Raw genomic sequence first — 18,981 nt, 5'->3', positions numbered from 1 at the left:
TCATGACCGACAGACCCAATCTCGTCAGCACGCGCCGGACTCTTCTGGGCGCGGGCCTCGCCGCCACCCTCCTGCCGCAGCCGCTGTTCGCGCAGGCCACCCATTCCACCGACCGGAGCGTCATCATGCCTCTTCAAGACGACGGCTATACCTTCCCTCTGTCCGCCGATGTGACGCGGACCCCCGTCCGTTATCGCAACCGCTACGGCATCGAGATCGCGGGCGACCTCTACCGGGCGAAGAACCTGAACACCTCGACAAAGCACCGCGCGCTGGTCGTCGGCCCGCCCCACGGCGGCGTCAAGGAACAGGGCGCCGGCATCTATGCTCAGGAGATGGCGAAGCGCGGCTTCGTCGCCGTGGCGTTCGACCCCTCCTACAATGGCCAAAGTGGCGGTGAGCCGCGCCACGTAACCTCGCCTGAACTGTTCGCCGAAGACTTCAGCGCTGGCGCCGATTTCCTCGGGACGCTGCCCGAGGTGGATCGCGACCGGATTGGTGTCATCGGCATCTGCGGCAGCGGCGGCTTCGCCCTCAGCCAAGCCGCTGTCGACACCCGCATCAAGGCCGTGGCGACCAGCGCCTTGTACGACATCAGCCGGGTCATGCGGAACGGCTGGGAAGACAGCGCCAGCGAGGCAGACCGTCGCAAGTCGCTGGAGGACCTCGCCGCGCAACGTTGGGCCGACGTCGATCGGGGCTCCCCACAACTTCAGCCGACCTTCCCGGCGACCATGCCTGCCACGGGTCCTGACCCGATCACGCGCGAGTTCTGGGAATACTACGTCGAGGCGCGCGGCCATCATCCGCGGTCGATCGGCGGGTTCACCCTCACCAGCGGCATGTCGCACATCAACTTCGGCCAGATGCGCCACCTTGCCGACCTCGCGCCACGCCCGGTGCTCGTGATCACCGGCGACCAAGCGCACAGCCGCTACATGAGCGAGACCATCCACCAGCAGGCGCCGCGCAGCGAACTGATCGTCGTCCCCGGTGCCCGCCACATCGACCTGTATGACCGGGTTGAGCTCATTCCGTTCGATCGGCTGACCGGGTTCTTCAATGGAGCATTGACGGCATGATCATCTCACAAGCCGCAGGCGCGGCCTTGGCCGCGCTCGCCCTACTCGCCGCTCCTGCAAACGCGCAACACAGGGGTCCGATTATGGAAATCACCCGCAAGGCTGATCTGAAAACCGTTGACGGTCCCGCCGAATACTTCACCGGCCGGGTCACGATCACTGGCCAGTTCCAGCGCGAGGCCCCGTCCCGCGTGAGCGGAGCAATCGTCCACTTCGAGCCCGGCGCACGCACCGCCTGGCACGTCCATCCGCTCGGTCAGACCCTGATCGTCACCGAGGGTGTCGGTTGGACGCAGATCGAGGGCGGCCCGAAGCTCGAGTTTCACGCGGGCGACGTCCTGTGGTGCCCGCCTGAACACAAGCACTGGCACGGGGCGACGCCGCACGAAGCGATGACCCACATCGCCATTCAGGAAAGCCAGAACGGATCGCCTGTGACCTGGATGGAGCATGTGACCGACGAACAATATCTGGCCGGTCCGTCGGCCACCGAAGCAGAGGCAGACCAATGAGCGACAACATCGCAGGCAAGACCATCGTAATCACCGGCGCATCCAGCGGCATGGGTGCCGCCGCTGCTCGTCACCTAGCCGCCAAAGGCGCGGCCGTTGTTCTCGGCGCTCGGCGCACCGACCGCATCGAGGCATTGGTAAGCGAGATCACCGAAGCCGGCGGCAAGGCCATCGCCGTGGAGACGGACGTCACGAAGCGGGACGACCTGCAACGTCTGGCCGAGGCGGCGATCACAGCCTACGGGCGGATCGATGTGCTCCTCAACAACGCCGGCATCATGCCGCTGTCTCCCCTGGAACGGGTAAAGGTCGACGAGTGGGACCAGATGATCGACGTCAACCTTAAGGGCGTGCTCTACGGCATCGCCGCTGCGCTCCCTCACATGATCGCGCAGAAATCCGGTCACATCATCAACGTCTCGTCGGTGGCGGGACATAAGCTGTTCGGCGGCTCCGCCGTCTATTCCGCGACGAAGTTCGCGGTGCGCGCCCTGTCCGAAGGCCTGCGTCAGGAGATGGCCCCCCATAACATCCGAACCACGATTATCTCGCCCGGCGCGGTCAAGACCGAACTGCTCGACCATATCAGTGAGAAGGACGTCCAGCAGGCCAATCAGGACTATGTCGGCGCGGTCGGCGTACCTGCGGAAACGCTGGCCCGATTGGTCGCCTTCGCCATCAACGAACCGGAGGACGTCGGCATCAACGAGATCCTTTTCAGGCCGACAGCCCAGGAACTGTGAGCTTCAAAAGTAGGCGTTGCCGGTTAGTCGCGGGACCACCCAATGCCGTACTCCGAGAGCGGACCTGCCAAACCGCCGCAGAGAGGTCACGAGCAGACCTTCGGTTCTAGGAATGCCGATTATGCGCATTTCGCGAACGGGACGGGAACATCGCTTGCGTGCGTGAGCGCGGATGGTGGGACACATTGCCAGCGTTGGCCCGTCCGGGCCAAGGTCAGGGATGTTCTGCCAGCACCCCTACTGCCCGATGCAGCCCATCACTGGAGACTGGGCTCTGGTCGTCCACGCGTTGGGCGTAAGCGGCGCCGCGGGCGCCTCCCTGCTGTCCAATCTGCGCACGGGTTTCGGCCCATTGTCCCCCGGGCTGAACGCCCGGCCGACGCCACCGCCTACGACCAATGTCGCCTTGTTGAGGCGCCTGATTGCGCGGTGTCCGTGCCTTGTTACCCAAATGGCGCCACACACAAACGTCCCCACGACGACCAGGGCGACCGTGCACCTGTGCGAGCTGACTCTGGGGGCTCAAATCGATTCAGCCAACGCGCAGACGCCTTCCTCGTTCAGCACCCGAAAAAGGGACCTTCGTTCAAGTACGAGCCCCTGAAGCATTGCAGCGATGGTGGCGGCGTCATGGAGATGCTCTGCAGCGAGGCGCTCGTGTCCGCTGGGGTAGCAAGGATGGAGCCCGCGCCCGCCGGACCCGGGGCGGGCTGGCCTGTGTGGAAGATGCCGGGCCACATCCTACTGAACGAAGGCAGGATGCGAGCCCACAAGGCCTTTGGCGACATTCTCGTGCCATGCGCGCCAACAAATGTGGTCATCTCGGTGAAGAGCGAGAAGGCGCGCGAGCGACTGCTCTACTCGTCGAACGCGATTGAGGGCGTAGGGTATGGCTTCTTCGACGAACCCGAGGAATTCTGGAGCCCCAGCCGGATGGCGCTTTACAAGCGGATGGGTTTTTCAGCCATCTACATGCCGGCGACCACGCTGCACGCCGTGATGACCGAGGTGACCGGCAAAGGCCACGATCATCATGCCGTGAATATCAACGGTACTGACCTCTACCGGGACCTCGCAGATTTCGGGCCGGACATGGCGCGCATCGCCGGCAGGAGTGCGTTGGATCTTTAAGTGGGACGAAGCGTCCGTTTGGATGGTCTTCCTTTGCAATCGGAGGGGACCGCCGGGGCGAACTGCAGAAAACCCGGGTCAAGCGATCCTTGGTGCTTGTCAAGCCAGCCTTTGGGCCGCTCGTGGTCCGGCATCAGCGTCGCGAGATACGCCCAGAACTCCGGCCCGTGCGAACGCACCTTCAGGTGGGCCAGTTCGTGGGCCACGACATATTCCAGCACCGCCTTTGGCGCGAGCACGAGCGTCCAGTTGATCAGCACCGCGCCGGTCGGCCCGCATGACCCCCAGCCGGTCTTCATGTCGGCGACCCGGATCGTGCGCGGCTTCAGGTCAAACCGCTTCCGGTAGGCCGCCGCGATCTCCATCACGTCGCGGCGCACCCGCCGTTTGAGCCAGAGCTTGATCTCGGTGGCGACGATGCCGTCCAGGTCCTCGTCGCGCACCCATGACGGAAGATCGACGAGAAAGCCGTTGCGGTAGTCGATCTCGACATGGGGACCGTCGTGGCGCCGCACGGTCAGGCGAGCCATCCGGCCACGATACGGAATCTTCGAACCGGTCATGAACCGGGGCACCACGGCGCGCTTGGCGGTCCTGGCCTCAAGTTCGCGAAGGGTGTTGAACAGCCACTGCCGCTTGCGGGTCAGGAAGGCGTCGATCTCGGCCTCGTCGTCGGTCGTCAGGGCCAGCACTTCCACATGGCCGGGCGTGACCGTGATCCGTCGCTCCGAGGCGGTGGCGGAACGCCGAAGCTCGTAGGCGACCTCGGTCTGGCCGATGCGGACGACGCCCATCAGTGGGCCTCAGCGTAGGTGCTGCACCAAGCGCCAAAACGCCACGGTCCTGGAGCGCTTTGCCGATCTCGATTGCGGCCTCCGGGGTCATGACGAACTGCTGGCTCTCGCTCTTCCCCGACGCATAGTCCGCCTTGCAAGTCGCGAAGTCGAACCTCAAGGCCACCGCCCCTTCAAGGATGCCTGCCGTGAAACCAAGCAGCGGATAGATCGGGGCGTCGTCGTAAGCCATGCAGCACTCTGGCGCAGTCAGCGACCTATTTGTCCAGCTCTTGGAACGTCACCGTTATGCGAGACTTACGCACGGGTTGAGGAGGATCACGTGACCGAAAACCTGGAGCGGCTTGTCTACTGCAGCACGGCCGCGGTCCCGACCGACTCGCTCGTGATGATCGCCGACATCCTCAGCGTGTCCCAGCGCAACAATGACCGGGACGGCGTCACCGGAGCTCTGGCCATCAGTGAGGGTTGGTTCCTCCAGGTGCTGGAAGGCCGACCCGACGCCCTGGACGCATTGTTGCGGCGGCTGGAGACCGATCGCAGGCACAAGGATCTGATCGTTCTTGCCCGAAGCAGAGTCGCTGCTCGACTGTTCGGAAGCTGGTCGATGAAGAGCGCCCGTGTAACACCAGACATCGCAGATGATCTGCGGACCTTGATTAACGAGTGCCGGACTTCGCCGGTGGATGCCACGGCCGCGCTTCTGCGCCTCGTAAGTGGTGATCAACCTTCTAGATGACGTGCCCTGCCGTCAGCCTAGGGCAAGTCGTCGTGAGCGTCATGGAGCGAGCTCGGGTCTTTCTCGCAAACGGTGATGTGGACCCGGAAATAATTCGAATCCTGGTCAAGCTCGGGCAGGGCGACAAACGCTTCGCCCGCAGCTTCCATAACGCCAGAGGCCAGCCAGTTGAAATCCGCAGGATCAGCCGTTTGGCGGCGGGTGATGGAAAACCCGCGTGCAGTCGGCTCGACAGAATAAACCGGTCCCCCCGACCGCAGGGTTTCAAGATAAAGCTGCATGGCGAACGGGTAACACGGTTGCCGATCAGCCGCTAAAATGGCCATTGTTGGTGTTGGTTGTATCTTGTTGGCAACAAAAGGTTATTTCTGCCGGATGTACCTCAGAACCGATAACTGAGCGCCGCAATTATCGCCTTGGTAAAGCCGTTGAGCGAGGTTGGCGAACGCCATGCAGCGATGATTGTTAAGTTTTCATAAAGGATTTCAGCGACGGCGCCGATAAAACTGCGCCCTGGATTCGGCGGGGGCGTCGGGGTGCTTTCGGCTATATCGACGCCGATGGATCTGTCTGTCGGACAAGCGGCGGCTATCCCGCGCATCATCCGCCCGCCCCGGGAACCCGTATCGTCGGGCGTGGGAGGGGGCAGATGCCCGGTTACATCAGTTTCATGCCTTTCGGACATCTTGCGTCGCAACCAGGCAACGACCTTGATGCAAACAAGGTTCGTGTGCAGAGGTTTTGTCACGCTGCTTGTACGAAGCGTTCCAGGTTGAAAGCCGGGTGAGTTAATGCGGCTTCCCTTCCGGGTCTCGCTTGCTTCAAGCGAACGACTGGCGCTCGACCTTTTGGTGCCGCTGGTCATTCTGACGATCGCGACTCTCATGGCGTCGGGCCTGTCGGTCTTTCTCGCCACGCCCCGGGTCGGCGTTCTGTTCCTCACGGCGGTGATGTTGTCGGGAGCGGCGCGCGGGCTGACCGGAGGCCTCTTCGCGGCGCTGGTCGGTACGCTGTCCTATAATTATTTTCTTGTCGGCAACCGCACCGGTTTCCAGTTCCCGACGGATGACGAACTCTACAACATGGCGTTGTTCGTCGCGGCGGCTGTGCTGACGGGAATGCTCACCGCCCGGTTGAGGACCGCGCGAAAGTCCGCCACCCGGAGGGCGGATATTCTCAAGACGCTGCTGCTTGTAGAGCGAATGGGCGACGCGGCCGTGGTCGAGGAGTCGCTTCTGACCAATGTCGAGAAGACGGTCCGGGAGGTCCTTCCATCTCTCGCGTTCGAACTTTGGTCGCCAAAGGCGCCGCCTGCGGCCTCAGAAGTCGCGAGGGTCGGCCGGCTGACGCGGGAAGTGGTTACGGATGGGGAAGTCGTCGGGGTTCTCTCCTGGTGTTCAGGCGCGAAGGATTTCGACAGCTTTGTGGAACTCCTCGCTGATCGGCTCGCGGTTCTGATTGGCGTGATCCGAAGCCGCGATCTGGCTGATCGGCTGAAGACGGAACGCGTCCGCACACTGCTTCTAGCGTCGGTATCCCATGATTTCCGCAGCCCGCTGGCGACCATCATCGCCGCCACGTCGTCGTTGATCGACCTCGATGACCAGCTCAGTTCGAGCACCCGCCTGCGCCTGATCTCTTCAGCGAGAGACGAGGCCGAGCGGCTCGACCGGTTTGTAAATCAACTTCTTGGCGCAATGCGCAACGACAATGCCGAGGCCCGCGAAACCGAGCCGCTCGAGGTCGTCGCCCAGCTGCAGATCCTCGCTGACCGCTTCAACTCACCCCTGCTGAGAGCGCAGGTCGAGGTCGCGGGAACCAAGTGCCGCCTTTCCGTCAGGGAGGCCCTTTTCTCACAGGCTTTTGCGAACATCATCGAAAACGCGGTGAAGCACAGTCCCGTGGACGAGACGGTCAAGGTGCGGGCGCGTCGGGTCGGAGACAAAATCCATGTCGTTGTCGACGACCGGGGACCCGGTGTGCCGAAGGCCGATCTGGACCGCATATTCGATCAGTATTTTCAGGCCGGCCCGGGCAAGGGCCGGAACGGCTACGGGATCGGTCTGACCGTTGCGCGGTTCAACATAAATGCAATGGGCGGCGCCGTCGACGCCGCCAATCGGCCGGGGGGCGGGTTGCGTGTCACCGCCCAGTTTCCCGTCCACGCAATCGGAGTAGCCTGACCTATGCGTGTTCTACTGGTCGAGGACGAGGCTCCATTGGCGGATGTCATTGCGACATCACTCACGGCGGCGGGCATGGAGGTCAACTGGGCCGGCGATCTGGCCGGCGCGCGGCGGGCCCTGGTCGGAGCCCGTTACGATCTGGTTCTGCTGGACCTTCATCTCCCCGACGGTGACGGCCGCTCCCTGCTCCATCCCGGTCACCGGCTCCCGCCGGTGATCGTGCTGTCCGCCCTGGGTGAAGAGGCTGATGTCGTGGAGTTGCTCGACCTCGGCGCGCGTGACTTCATACGCAAACCGTTCCGTGTCGGAGAGCTGCTGGCGCGCATGAAGGCCGTTGTCCGGCCTGTGGCGGCCCCCGACAACGGGACCTTCCCGCTTCAGTTCGATAGTGAAGCCCGGTGCCTGTATCTCGGCCGGGAGCGTATCCATCTCTCAAAGCTCGAGGCGCGGCTCTACCGCGCGCTCCTTCATATGTACGACCGCCCCGTCACCTATGAACGGCTCATTGCCGAAGTCTGGGAGGGGCCTGGCAAGGATGCTGCTGCGCTCCGGGTGCTCATTTCCCAGTTACGCCAGAAGATCGAGCCCGATTTTGAGAGGCCGAACTTCATAATGTCCGAGCGCGGGATAGGTTATCGGCTGACCAACAGTTTGAACGGTCAACTCGAAAACTAGACCTCCACAAGTTAACAGATGCGCTGACGGGACGGAAACTCTCGCGTCAGGGGATTTCGCGCGCCCGAAATAACCATGTTGGCCCCCTGTTAAACCTAAATGAGAGTTAATACTGAAGATTGTGTAAATTATTAAGAAAGCATTAAAGACGCCAGGCTCCCGGCGCGAATAGAGATCCCCTGCAAGATTTTTCGGGGGACTTTCGACGTGGGGGACAACAAGCGCGTGCATTGGCTTCTGGCCGGCCTGTCGATCTGCGCGATCGCAGGAACCGCCGAGGCCCAGACCACCGCATTTGCGGCGGGGCAGGGGTCGCCGAACAACATCGTGCTGGCCATTCCCGTCACTGCGTCGATCGGCGGTTCGTGTGGATTTGAGACCAACGCCGCGCCCAACGCCGTCCACGCCGTAGCGGACGCCGATCAGGGCTTCCTTCGCGACACGGCCTTCACGCTGAACTGCAGCGGACCGTCGCGCATCGCGGTGGTTTCACAGAACGGCGGCCTCGTCGCTGCGGGCCAGGCGCCCGCGGGCTATACACTGACGCTGCCCTACAGCGTTGATGTCACGATGGCGGCCACCAACGGCGACATTGCGTCGGCGGTCTGCCTGGCAGAGTCCCTGACGACCGCCTCGGCCGCTCCCTGCTCATTCCGCGGCACAGCCAGCCTGACCACCGGTCTGCGACTGGGCAGCGCCTCGGTCGCCCAGGGCGGCTCACGGATCCGCGTCTCGGCCCCGGCCTTTGCTGGCGGAGCCGTCCCGATGGCCTCCACCGCCTACACCGACACCCTCATCGTCACCCTGGGAGCCTCGCTGTGACCCTGCTCCCGTCGCCTGTCTCAATGGAGAGATCGCCCATGCAACGTCTGTTTGCCGTGGCCGCCGCTTCCGGGCTCCTGCTCGCCGCGTCAGCCGTTCCCGCCGCCGCCCAGTCCACGACCGGGACAATCGTCATCAACGGCTCGGTCAGCGCCCGCTGCGGCACGACGCCGGGCAACGGCTCCACCTTCGGGGAGACCGTCGGCCTTGGCGAACTGGCCAACGCCAACGGCTTGCTGGAAACCGCTCTCTCGGGGAGTTCGGCGGTCGCGCCGGCCTTCAGCCGGTCGTACAGCCTGACCTGCACAGGTTCGAACTTCGGCGTCTCGATCGAGGCGCAGACGCTGGGCAACACCACTGTGGCGACCGCGCCCGCCGGTTACACCCGCGCCGCGGAGTTCACAGGCCGGGTTTCGCTCGATCTGGTTTCTCCGGCCGCCGGAACCAGCACGCTCAATCTCGACGACAGCTCTTCGGTCGCCGGAGCGACGACGGCCTCGGCCGGACCTTCCAACTTCCTCGCCAACAGCACGGCCAATCTGCGGGCTTCGGCCTACGGCTTCGCCACGCCGACCGGCGCGATCATGGTCGCGGGCCCCTACCAGGGCCGGATCATCATCACCGTGTCTCCGACCTGATCATTTCCACAACCGTCAAGTTTCCACTTCATCTCAGGACTAAACCAATGACCAAGTATCTCCTCGCCGGGACCGCCATGGCCCTGCTTCTGCCGGCCGCGGCTTTCGCCCAGGACGGCACCGTCAACATCAACGGCTCGGTCGCCGCCAAATGCGTGATCGCCTCCTCGGCCACCATCACGCTGAACGAGTTGGCTGACGCCGACGGCCTCTACAATCTCGCTGCCGACGGCAAGTCCGCCACTCTGAACGCCTGGTGCAACGGCGCCGCCTCGACCATCAGCGTCGTCGCTACGGCGATTACCCTGCAGGGCGGACCGGCCGTTCAACCCGGCTTCACCGACGCCATTCAGTACACGGCGACCGCTTCGGTGGCCCCGGCTGCCGGCGGCTCGGTTTCCGTCACGGACAGCACCGTCGCCGCCGCCGCTCCCGCCGCGACTGTTGGTCTGTTCAGCAACAACATCACCGTCGCCCTGTCGGCCTCGGGCACCAACGGCGGCAAGCTGATCGCCGGCTCGTACACCGGCAACGTCGTCGTCACCCTGGCTCCGGCGGCCTGATCATGAAAGCGATCGCCGCCTTCGCCCTGGTCGCCGCCGCGTTCGCGGCGCCGGCCATGGCCCAGAGTTCTGACGACGCAGACGTTCCGATCACGGGCACCGTCGCCCAGGTCTGTTCGCTCGGCGCGCCGAGCCAGGCGTCGATCGCGCTCGGTCAGCTGATCAACACGAGCGGCGTGCGTGTGGGGCGGCTTGCAGCCATCCCCGCGCAGTCCGTCTCGCTGCCGAACTCGTTCTGCAACTTCGCCGGCTCCAGCGTCAGCGTTTCGGCTACGGCCGTGATCAACACGGATGGCTCTGCCGTACAGCCCGGCTTCTCCCGGGCGGTCAACTATGTGGCCGGCGTCGCGGGCTGGGCCAGCGCCCCGACCACCGTCGCCACCTCGGCCACGGCCAACGGGGGCTCGCCAACCGCCTCGGCTGCGGGCGGCGTTCAACCCACTCCGCGTCTCGGAGATCTGACGCTGAGCCTGAATAGTTTCTCCGTTCCCAGCGATGCGCTTCTGACGTCCGGCGCCTACGCCGGCCAGATCACGATCACGCTCGGACCGGTGGGAGGCCTGTGATGACGCGTTCGCTGTTTATTGCACTTGCCGTCGCCTCCTCGTTCGGCGCGCCGGCGTTTGCGCAAAGCACGACCGCAGTCGCCGGTCCGCTTCCGATTACAGGCAATGTGCCGTCGGTATGCACCGCTGGCGCCATCAGCGGCGGCAGCAACGTTTTCGGGGTCGGCGTTCTGGTCGACACGAGCACGGGGTTCCTGCTGAACACCCTGTCGGTGCCGGCAAAGACCCTGTCGGGCTCGTTCTGCAACACCCGCAGCACGATCGCGATCGCCGCCACGCGGATGACGGCGCAATCGTCCGGGGCGACGCCTCCGGCCGGCTTCACCAACGCTGTGAACTTCACGGCCACAGCCAGCGGGTGGACGCCGACGGCTGCGGCCACCAGCACCGGGACCGGAACCAACCCCGGAGCCAACCAGCTCCGCGATACGGCCTTCGCAGGAGACATCGTTGTCTCGCTGTCGAACTTCGCTCCGGCGGGCGGGCCCCTGCGGCTTGTCGCCGATCCGGAATACCGCGGCACCGTCACCGTGACGCTCGCGGCCGCCAACTAGGAGCGATGTCGTGAACCGGGTCGCAAGTCTGACAATCGCCGGGTTCGTCCTGGCCGTCTCCACCGGACAGGCGTCAGCCCAGTCCCGCGGGTTCGACGTCGTCGGATCGGCGCCCCAGGTGTGCAACATCGAAAGCCCGACCCTCGGCGATCGCGTCTCGAATGTTCAGGCCTTCGACGGCTCGAGCATCCGGATCGTATCCCTGGTCAATCCCCAGTCGCTGGCCACCACGGCGGCCACCGCAGAGCTGAACCTCACGGCGGTCTGCACCGTTCCGCATCGCCTGACGGTGCAGTCCCGCAACAACGGCCTGTGGCGCGCCCAGGGCGGCGCGGTCAACGGCGGCGCAGGCTTTACAAGCGCCGTGCCCTATCGGGTCGATGTCGAATGGGGCGACGTGCGCGACCGGCTGGATGTCGACGCCCTGTCTCGCGGTCCGAGGCAACGGTCGACCCTGATCGACAAGCCGGTCGTCGGCGACCTCACCCTTCTGGTGGTCATCGAGCCGGGCGCATCGAACCTCTACGCCAACGCCCCGCTGCTGGCCGGCGCCTACTCCGACATCCTTACCGTGACGCTGGAGCCGCAGTGATGAGAACCTCTGTCCTCATTCTAGCGCTGGTCGGAAGCTTCGCTTCGGCCGCGTCCGCCCAGACCGCCCAGGAAGGCCGCAGCCAGACGGTGATCTCCGGTGAAGCTCCGAACGCCTGCGTGATTACCGGCAGCCCGGCGGCCAGCGGCCAGAACGCCGCCTTTTCGGCTGGCGGCGGAAGCGGCCAGGTGCGGATCGTCCAACTGGTCGACCCTCTGACGGCGCAGGTGCTTCCGACAACCATCAGCGTGGCCTTGCCGGTCGTCTGCAACGCGGGCCATGCGGTCATCGTGCGAACCTCGCGGGGTGGACTGGTCCGTGAGGGCGCCGTTGCGCCGCTCGCCCCCGGTTTCCGGAACCAGGTCCCCTATGACATGGCGGTCAGCTGGGATGGCTCCGCATCGACCCAGTCGAGCACCTCGTCCGGCGTCACCATCAATCGCCCCGGCCCTGCGGCCGGCAGCGTCCAACTCAACATCACCATACCGGCCGGAGGGGACCCGCTCGTCGCGGGCGCCTATTCGGATCAGGTCGTTATCGAGCTTCGGGTGGCCAGCTAATGCCTCAGTATTTCGAAGGCGCGGCCGTGCGTCGCGTTCTCGGCGCGCCTGTCGCGCGCCTTCTTGTATTCGGGCTTGCCCTGATGGTCGTTCTGGCTGCGTCGATCGCATGGGCGATGACCGTCCAGCCGGTGGTCGTCGATCTCGCGGCAAGCGGCCGCGGCAGCAGCAGCGTGATCACGGTCGAGAACACCTTCGCCAATCCCCTTCCGGTGGAACTGAGGGTTGAAGATCTTGCCTGGGCCGACGGCGGGGTCAAAGGCACGGGAGTGGATGCGGGGGATCTCCTTGTCTTCCCGCCGCAAAGCCTGATCCAGCCCGGTCAGACCCAGTCTTTCCGCGTCCAGTACGTCGGCGATCCGGCGCTTGCGCGCAGCAAGCACTACTACGTCACCGTGGCGCAGCTGCCGGTGCAGTTGCCGGAAGGCGAGTCTGCGATCCAGATCCTGTACAATTTCCAGGTTCTGGTGAGCGTGGCGCCCGCCGGCGCGCGTCCCGATATCCGCGTCGTCAGCTCGGATGTCGTGTCCGAGGACGGCAAGTCCTTCCCCGCCGTGACGTTCAGCAACAGCTCCGTGGCTCATGGCTACGTGTCCAAGGGACGTCTGCGCCTGATCGCGCGCGACACTGCCGGTCGGGAGGTCTGGAGGCGGACCATCCCGGGACCGGAACTCCAGCAAACCATCGGCTTCGGTCTCATCGGCGCGGAACAAACCCGCCGGATCGTCATGCCGCTAGAACTTCCTGAGGGGGGGGTCCGCGTTGAAGCGCAGTTCACACCTGAGCCCCAGAGGTAGGGCCCGCCCGGCACGGGCCTGGCTGATGGCCGGGGCCGCGGGCGTTTTTGCAACCGTTCCGACGCTGTGCATGGCGCAGGCCGGGGTCATTCCCCAGACGCCGCCGCGCAGCATCACCATCGGCGAAGCTGATCCTCAGACTGTCCAGCTCAACGCCACCGGGCGTGACGTCACCCTGACCGTCCCGGCAAAGGACGGGCCGCTGTATCTCGGCGACCTGATCCTCAACATCTCGGCTCGCGACGAAATTTCATTCGCCACGGACCGGACTCTGGACCTTCTGGCCAACATCCTGGCGCCGGTGCAGCTTGAGACGCTGAGAGCGTCATTCGCCGGTCGGGCCTCGATCACCCCGGCCGATCTCGAGCGCGTGGGCATTTCCGCGGTCTATAATCCGCAGGTTCTGGAACTCGTCTTCCAGATCCCGTCCGAGTTCCGGGCTGCCCAGGGCGTTTCCATCGCCAACCTCGATCGCAACACGGTCGGTGACTTCGCGACGCCGGCCGGCTTCTCCGCCTATCTGAACGCGAGGACCAACCTCGAATACATCCACGAGGGCGTGAACGACGGCTTCGTTGATCCTCTGCTGTTCCTCGACTTCGCCGCCCGCATGGGCGGGGTCGTGCTCGAGAGCCAGGGGATCTGGTCGCCGGGCGGAGCCCAGACCGAGTTCCAGCGGCAGGACACGCGGCTGGTCTGGGACGACACGGTCAACCTCGTCAGATGGTCGGCCGGCGATCTGCGTCCGGTCGTGCGCGGCTACCAAGGGTCTCCTAACGTCGCAGGCCTGTCGCTTCTGCGCACCTACAGCCAGTTGCAGCCGCAACTCGTCTCGCGTCCTCGCGGCGCGAGAAGCTTCTCCCTGGAACGGCCGTCGACGGTCGAGGTCTATATCAACGGCCAGATCGTTCGCCGCCTCCAGCTGAATCCCGGCAACTACGACCTGAGCGATTTCCCGTTCATCCAGGGCGCAAACGATGTGCGCCTCGCCATAACAGACGATGCGGGCCGAACCGAAGTCGTACGGTTCAACGTCTTCTTCGACCAGACTCAACTGGCGCAGGGCCTGTCGGAATTCGGCTTCTACGCCGGCGTGAAATCCAGCCTCGACGTGTCGGGCCCGGATTACTCCGACGACCTGATCGCAACCGGCTTCTATCGCGCCGGTGTCTCTGACAGCCTGACGCTGGGGGCCAACTTCCAGCTGGACGAGCGCTCGGGAATGCTGGGCGGCGAAGCGGTGATCGGCACCTCGCTGGGTACGGTGGGGCTTCAGTTCGGCGTTTCGGATTCTGACTATGCCGACCTCGGAACCGCCGCGACCGTGACCTTCCAGCGTGTCATCCAGCGGGAGAACGGTCAGGCCGACGCCTTCAACATGTTCTTCGAGCATCGGTCGGAAAGCTTTGCGGCGGCCGGCGTGCTTCCGAACAACCCGTTCGAATACGAGACCGGCGCCGCCTACACCCACGCGTTCAGCGACGAGGTCTACGCCGGCTTCGATGTCCGCTTCTCCAAGGGGCGGGACATCCTGCCGTCCTATACGACAGCGCGAGGCACTGTCGGCTGGAGACTGACGCCGTCGACCAGCCTGACCACGGACATCATCTACGAAGACGGGCCAACCGGCTCGTCCATGTCGGGCCTTGTTTCCCTCAACGTCCGCTTCGGCCAGTTCAGCAGCGGCCGGGCCGAGTACGACACCCGCGACAATCGTGCGCGCGTCGGCGTCCAGACCATCCGGGGCCAAGGCGTCAATGCCTTCAGCGGCGCCTTCGATATGGAACGCTCCGACAGCGGAAGCGGCCTGAACGCCTCGGGCAACTGGATCGGCAACCGGGCCGAGGTCGGCTTCTCGCACTTCGGCGCCTATGAAGACATGTTCGGTTCGGCGCTCGACGAGCGAAGCTCGCTAAGGCTTGGCGCCGCCCTGGCCATCGCCGACGGCGCCGTCTCGGTCGGCAGGCCGATTACCGACGCCTTCGCGCTGGTCCGGCCGCACAAGTCGCTCAAGGGCGCGTCGGTCATTCTCGAGCCGACCCCGGACTCCTATCTGGCGGAAACCGGACGGTTCGGTTCGGCGATCGCCCCCAACCTGCCGGCCTACAGCGAGCAGACCATCACCATCGATGCGCCCGAGGCGCCGATGGGCGCGGATCTGGGGCAGGGCTCGTTCCGGGTCTTCCCGCCGTATCGCGGTGGATATCTGCTCGAGGTCGGCTCGGCCTACAACATCAGCGCCGTGGGTTCTCTGCTCGACGAGACCGGGGCGCCGCTGAGCCTGGTCTCGGGCGTGCTGACCGAGTTGGGTGCGACGGCCGAAAGCGAGCCGACGGTGATCTTCACCAACAGGGTGGGGCGGTTCAGCCTCGTCGGGCTCCGGCCCGGCCGCTGGCAGCTGCAGATGACCGGTGAAAACCCGGCGACCTACCTGATTGACGTACCGGAGGATGCCGACGGCGTCCTCCGCCTTGAGGGCCTGCGCCCCGTGGCGGGAGAGTAGAGATGACACGTATCCGATCCGGCTTTATCGGCGGCGTTCTGGCGCTGGCTGCTGCGCTCTTCGCGGGACAGGCCGCCGCCCAGAATTGCGGAGTCACCGGGACCAACTCAGTCTCCATCGGCAACTACGATCCGTTCAGCCCCAGCGCGATCAGCAGCGTGACCACCTCCGTCACCCTGACTCGCGTCGTAGGCACGGGCGGCAAGAAAACGCAGGACGTGAATTTCTACTTCACCAAGCCTGCGGGGTCGCCCGCCTACCAGATCCTCTACAACGGATCGAACGTCCTCTACGAAGCGCCGACCTACGCTGGCGCTCCGAGCCTGAACGTGAACAACGCCAGCCAGGCGGCGGGCCTCGTCTATGTCAACTTCGGCGGCGCCGCGGCGCCGGACACGCTGACGGTGAACTTCACGGTCACCGTCCCGGCCGGGGCCGACCTTTCGGCCGGCGGGACCATCCCCTTCGACATCCGCTACGTCTGCAAGGGGACGGGCGGTCTGTCGAACGTGACGACGGCCCAGACGATCCCGAACGCGTTCTCCCTGAACGTGACGGTGCTGAGCGCGCTGCAGGCGAGCTATTCGGGGCCGGCCCTCAACTTTGGTGAAGTCGGAACGATCGACACGCCGACCGTGCAGGGCGCTCCGGCGACCTATACCCGTTCGGGCAATGTCCGTGTCGCCAGTTCGGGTCCGTACAGCGTCGCCCTGGCGTCGGCGAACAACTACGTGCTGACCGCACCGGGCGCCAGCACCGTGGCGTATCAGGCGACCTTCCTCGGACAGACCCGGTCGCCGGCGTCGCCCTCGTTCGGTACGACGCAATGTGTCCGGGCGGGGATCTCGGGCGTCAACCTTCCCCTCAGCGTCAGGCTGCAGGAAGGCGGCGCCGCGAAAATCCCCGCGCCAAACTATTCAGACACCCTGAGCGTGACCGTGACGCCTCTGGTCGTCGCGGGAGCCGCCCAGAACTGTCCCGCCCTATAGGGCGACGACGCGGATGCTCATATGCCCAGCCATTCCGTCCCGCGGCATCTCCATTGCGAGATTCCGGCTGGCGACGGCGGCGTGCGTGGATTTGCTCAGCAGCGTCGCCGAGCCGGGGGAAAACTCGACCCGCTCGCCGTCGACGACCATCGCCGCGCCCGCCAGGCCGGGTGTGTGATCCAGCCAGACTTCATAGCCGTTCGGGCTGTTGCAGAACTCCCGCAGCCGGCCGAGCGACGCCTGGCCCCGGACGGGGACGACATTGTTGGCTTCGACAGATGCCCGGCAGATTACCGGAACATAGCCGCGAATAGCCAAAGTATATTCATCGGATACACCAACTGCGCCACCGCTGAACGCAGATGTGGAGCAAAGCGAGAGAAGGGCCGACACAGAGATTGCTACAGCTATTCGCATGACGAGTTCCTCTTGTTGAGTACATCTTCTGCGAAAGGCCCGAACATTTCGTCACGAGACAGAGTGAACGCTCTCTCATCGGTTATCCTTTATGATTAGTAACTCTCCCGGCGCTGCGCAGATCCTGAAGCTCTGGTCGCCCAGCGGGGGGGCGGCGTGCTCGAGAACCCATGACGCGCGAGCACGGCAATGCGTCGGATGGCCCATGCGGGGAGGGCGGGATGCGTCTTGATGCGCTCTACGACTTTGGCCTGATTGTCCGGTCCGGCGGCCTGGGGGCGGCGAGCCGGGCGACCGGCAGATCCAAATCCACCCTGTCGAGACGGGTTTTCGAGCTGGAAGATGATCTGGGTGTCGTTCTCTTCGAAAGAACGAGTGGGAAAATGCGCCTCACCGAGCCGGGAAAGGTCCTGTTCGCCGGCAGCCGCAATGCCATCGGCGTTCTGGAGCGGGTGATGAAGGATGTCGCCGTCGGGTTTGGCGACGCGGCGGAGCCCGCATGTTTAGAAGCACGTCGCTCTGCCGGCGTGGAGCCGCACGGCGCGACGATGAGCGCCGGATCATGACCAGGGTCCTGATCGCGGACAGTCACCCGCTCGTGATTCTGGGAATTGAAGCGCTGTTGCGCGGCAGCGACTTCGAAATCGTGGGCAAGGTCCGTGATGGCATCGCCGCCATGGCGGCCGTCAAATCTCGACAGCCGGACATTGTGGTTCTCGACGCCGCGCTTCCGCTTCGCTCGGGAATCGAGGTGGTGAGATCCCTGCGGTCGAGGGACGATGGCCGCTGCGTTGTTCTGCTGACCGCTGGCATCACCGATGCGGAAATGCTGGAGGCCCTGGATCTGAAGGTACAGGGGTTGGTTCCCAAGGAGGGCGAGCACCTCCTGTTGATGTCCTGTCTGAAAGAAGTCAGTCAAGGACGGCAATGGATCGAGAGGTCGCTGATGCAACGCGCCTTCTCCATCGCCCGCGCCGGCGAAACGAAGCCGATGCGAAACAGTGGCCTTACGCTGCGCGAGCGGGCCGTCGCCTACCTTGTGACGCGGGGGCTCCGGAACCGCGAAATCGGCGAGGAACTGGGTATTGTCGAAGGCACGGTGAAGGTGACGCTCAACCGGATGTTCACCAAGCTCAACATCGACAATCGCGTCGAACTGGCGATGTTGATGCGGGATAGTTCACTGTCAGACGAAGCCAAGTCGGGGACAGATCCTGATCGTCAAATCGAGCCGCCAGCCCGGATGTAACTAAAGTTATATGACGAATGCCACGACGAGTAACTGTCGGCCATTTTCGAGCGGTCATATAACGGTGGCATCTGTTTAGGGGCCTTCAAATGAAACACCAAATTCTCGCATCCGCTCTTCTTGCCGCGATCTCTGTCTGCGCCGTCGCAACGTCGGCCAGCGCCCAGTCTGATCCCGTCGCGACCTGCTCCGCGATCAACATCGTCAACCCCAATCCCAACTCGACCTACACCAGCGTGCCGACCGCCATTATCGCGTCGACCGGCCCTGAGTACGAGCAAAGCCGGACCACCACGGCCAGCACTCCGGGCGGCGTCCTGCTGGGCACGACGCCCGCGCAGTTCGTCCCGGGCAGCGAAGGCCGCAACGGCGGCAGCCCGAACATCCATGGCGAGTTCAAGAGCACGGCCACCTATTCCGGCGGTTCGCTCTCGCAAACGGTCGTCTACGCCCAGGACACCACCAACAACTATGGCTGCCTGGTTACGCGCACCCAGCCGAACGGCAACATCACCACGCCTCCGGGCCTGCAGGTGACCGGCCTGTTCTTCGTCGTCACCAATGTCACGCGCACCGAGTATGAAAGCGTCAGCGCGCCCAACGTGACGACGGACTATTTCACCGAGGGCGCGATCTGCATCTCGCCGGGAAGCAAGCGCGGCGAATGGCGCGCCCAGAACGGCTACGGTGGCGTTTGCTCGACCGAGCGTTACCTGTCGCTCGGCACGGCCTTCGTCCACACCAACTCGGTGCCCGGCCTGCCGCCCATCAACGCCCAGGCCGATCACAGCACGGGCGGCGCGAGCGGCTTCAGCCTGCCGCCGACCGTCACCGAGACCGACCCCGAAAACTCGGACGGCTCGATCTAG

General features: G+C 64.6%; 24 protein-coding genes. 20 read left to right on the top strand and 4 right to left on the bottom strand.

Annotated features, from left to right (window positions below; all coding sequences use genetic code 11):
* Positions 1-2 precede the first annotated feature (2 nt).
* The 4 genes from ASD25_RS23695 (at position 3) to ASD25_RS23680 (ending at position 3,468) form a co-directional block, all read left to right on the top strand.
* Positions 3-1,082: an alpha/beta hydrolase gene (locus tag ASD25_RS23695; protein WP_200943701.1), complete on the top strand. Its 1,080-nt coding sequence runs from the start codon at positions 3-5 to the stop codon at positions 1,080-1,082.
* Positions 1,079-1,594: a cupin domain-containing protein gene (locus ASD25_RS23690; protein WP_235562856.1), complete on the top strand. Its 516-nt coding sequence runs from the start codon at positions 1,079-1,081 to the stop codon at positions 1,592-1,594. Before ASD25_RS23695 ends, ASD25_RS23690 begins: the two co-directional genes overlap by 4 nt.
* Positions 1,591-2,337 (top strand): SDR family oxidoreductase, encoded by a 747-nt coding sequence (locus ASD25_RS23685; RefSeq protein ID WP_056621055.1) that lies wholly within the window; start codon positions 1,591-1,593, stop codon positions 2,335-2,337. The genes ASD25_RS23690 and ASD25_RS23685 overlap by 4 nt, the downstream gene beginning before the upstream one ends.
* Positions 2,338-3,063: 726 nt before the next feature.
* On the top strand, positions 3,064-3,468 hold the full coding sequence (locus ASD25_RS23680; RefSeq protein ID WP_156389445.1) for a hypothetical protein: 405 nt from the start codon (positions 3,064-3,066) through the stop codon (positions 3,466-3,468).
* Here the strand turns inward: ASD25_RS23680 and ASD25_RS23675 are convergent.
* A complete protein-coding gene (locus ASD25_RS23675) occupies positions 3,465-4,262 on the bottom strand; it encodes a M48 family metallopeptidase (RefSeq protein WP_056621051.1) in 798 nt (265 codons plus the stop codon). The genes ASD25_RS23680 and ASD25_RS23675 overlap by 4 nt on opposite strands.
* Positions 4,263-4,584: 322 nt before the next feature.
* Here ASD25_RS23675 and ASD25_RS31070 point away from each other — a divergent pair, with 322 nt between their 5' ends.
* Positions 4,585-5,001: a BLUF domain-containing protein gene (locus tag ASD25_RS31070; RefSeq protein ID WP_056621049.1), complete on the top strand. Its 417-nt coding sequence runs from the start codon at positions 4,585-4,587 to the stop codon at positions 4,999-5,001.
* Between the two features lie 17 nt (positions 5,002-5,018).
* Here the strand turns inward: ASD25_RS31070 and ASD25_RS30740 are convergent, their stop codons facing one another.
* Both ASD25_RS30740 and ASD25_RS30735 read right to left on the bottom strand, forming a co-directional pair.
* Complete coding sequence (locus tag ASD25_RS30740; protein ID WP_156389444.1) at positions 5,019-5,282, bottom strand: hypothetical protein; 264 nt, start codon at positions 5,280-5,282, stop codon at positions 5,019-5,021.
* 101 nt (positions 5,283-5,383) lie between these two features.
* The gene (locus tag ASD25_RS30735) at positions 5,384-5,749 is read right to left on the bottom strand and encodes a hypothetical protein (protein WP_156389443.1); all 366 of its coding nucleotides are present in this window, start codon (positions 5,747-5,749) and stop codon (positions 5,384-5,386) included.
* A gap of 43 nt (positions 5,750-5,792) precedes the next feature.
* Between ASD25_RS30735 and ASD25_RS23665 the strand changes: the two genes are divergently transcribed.
* From ASD25_RS23665 to ASD25_RS23610, 12 genes are all read left to right on the top strand, one after another.
* Entirely contained in the window at positions 5,793-7,184 is a 1,392-nt protein-coding gene (locus ASD25_RS23665; protein WP_056621047.1) for an ATP-binding protein, read from the top strand.
* 3 nt (positions 7,185-7,187) lie between these two features.
* The gene (locus ASD25_RS23660; RefSeq protein WP_056621045.1) at positions 7,188-7,862 is read left to right on the top strand and encodes a response regulator transcription factor; all 675 of its coding nucleotides are present in this window, start codon (positions 7,188-7,190) and stop codon (positions 7,860-7,862) included.
* 225 nt (positions 7,863-8,087) lie between these two features.
* On the top strand, positions 8,088-8,684 hold the full coding sequence (locus tag ASD25_RS23655) for a hypothetical protein (protein WP_156389442.1): 597 nt from the start codon (positions 8,088-8,090) through the stop codon (positions 8,682-8,684).
* Positions 8,685-8,722: 38 nt separating this feature from the next.
* On the top strand, positions 8,723-9,322 hold the full coding sequence (locus ASD25_RS23650) for a hypothetical protein (RefSeq protein WP_056621042.1): 600 nt from the start codon (positions 8,723-8,725) through the stop codon (positions 9,320-9,322).
* 47 nt (positions 9,323-9,369) lie between these two features.
* Positions 9,370-9,885 carry a hypothetical protein gene (locus ASD25_RS23645; RefSeq protein WP_056621040.1) on the top strand — a complete coding sequence of 172 codons (516 nt, stop codon included), beginning with the start codon at positions 9,370-9,372 and terminating at the stop codon, positions 9,883-9,885.
* Between the two features lie 2 nt (positions 9,886-9,887).
* Positions 9,888-10,451 carry a hypothetical protein gene (locus tag ASD25_RS23640; RefSeq protein ID WP_056621037.1) on the top strand — a complete coding sequence of 188 codons (564 nt, stop codon included), beginning with the start codon at positions 9,888-9,890 and terminating at the stop codon, positions 10,449-10,451.
* Entirely contained in the window at positions 10,451-11,005 is a 555-nt protein-coding gene (locus ASD25_RS23635) for a hypothetical protein (RefSeq protein WP_056621035.1), read from the top strand. The genes ASD25_RS23640 and ASD25_RS23635 overlap by 1 nt, the downstream gene beginning before the upstream one ends.
* A 10-nt stretch (positions 11,006-11,015) precedes the next feature.
* A complete protein-coding gene (locus ASD25_RS23630; protein ID WP_056621032.1) occupies positions 11,016-11,597 on the top strand; it encodes a hypothetical protein in 582 nt (193 codons plus the stop codon).
* Positions 11,597-12,157 carry a hypothetical protein gene (locus ASD25_RS23625; protein WP_056621029.1) on the top strand — a complete coding sequence of 187 codons (561 nt, stop codon included), beginning with the start codon at positions 11,597-11,599 and terminating at the stop codon, positions 12,155-12,157. Before ASD25_RS23630 ends, ASD25_RS23625 begins: the two co-directional genes overlap by 1 nt.
* A 26-nt stretch (positions 12,158-12,183) precedes the next feature.
* A complete protein-coding gene (locus tag ASD25_RS23620) occupies positions 12,184-12,954 on the top strand; it encodes a fimbria/pilus periplasmic chaperone (RefSeq protein WP_200943700.1) in 771 nt (256 codons plus the stop codon).
* A gap of 70 nt (positions 12,955-13,024) precedes the next feature.
* Positions 13,025-15,457, top strand: a complete 2,433-nt coding sequence (locus tag ASD25_RS23615) for a fimbrial biogenesis outer membrane usher protein (protein WP_056621023.1) — start codon at positions 13,025-13,027, stop codon at positions 15,455-15,457.
* Positions 15,458-15,459: 2 nt separating this feature from the next.
* Entirely contained in the window at positions 15,460-16,446 is a 987-nt protein-coding gene (locus tag ASD25_RS23610) for a hypothetical protein (RefSeq protein WP_056621021.1), read from the top strand.
* Here ASD25_RS23610 and ASD25_RS23605 read toward each other — a convergent pair.
* Positions 16,441-16,839, bottom strand: coding sequence for a hypothetical protein (locus ASD25_RS23605; protein WP_156389441.1), 399 nt, complete (start codon positions 16,837-16,839; stop codon positions 16,441-16,443). The genes ASD25_RS23610 and ASD25_RS23605 overlap by 6 nt on opposite strands.
* Before the next feature lie 194 nt (positions 16,840-17,033).
* Between ASD25_RS23605 and ASD25_RS23600 the strand changes: the two genes are divergently transcribed.
* The 3 genes from ASD25_RS23600 (at position 17,034) to ASD25_RS23590 (ending at position 18,981) form a co-directional block, all read left to right on the top strand.
* Positions 17,034-17,429, top strand: coding sequence for a LysR family transcriptional regulator (locus ASD25_RS23600; RefSeq protein ID WP_056621015.1), 396 nt, complete (start codon positions 17,034-17,036; stop codon positions 17,427-17,429).
* A complete protein-coding gene (locus tag ASD25_RS23595; RefSeq protein ID WP_056621012.1) occupies positions 17,426-18,112 on the top strand; it encodes a response regulator transcription factor in 687 nt (228 codons plus the stop codon). Before ASD25_RS23600 ends, ASD25_RS23595 begins: the two co-directional genes overlap by 4 nt.
* 89 nt (positions 18,113-18,201) lie before the next feature.
* Complete coding sequence (locus ASD25_RS23590) at positions 18,202-18,981, top strand: hypothetical protein (RefSeq protein WP_056621010.1); 780 nt, start codon at positions 18,202-18,204, stop codon at positions 18,979-18,981.

Source organism: Brevundimonas sp. Root1423 (assembly GCF_001426805.1).
Note: the sequence above shows the minus strand (reverse complement) of the source record. Positions and strands in the feature narration are given on the sequence as shown.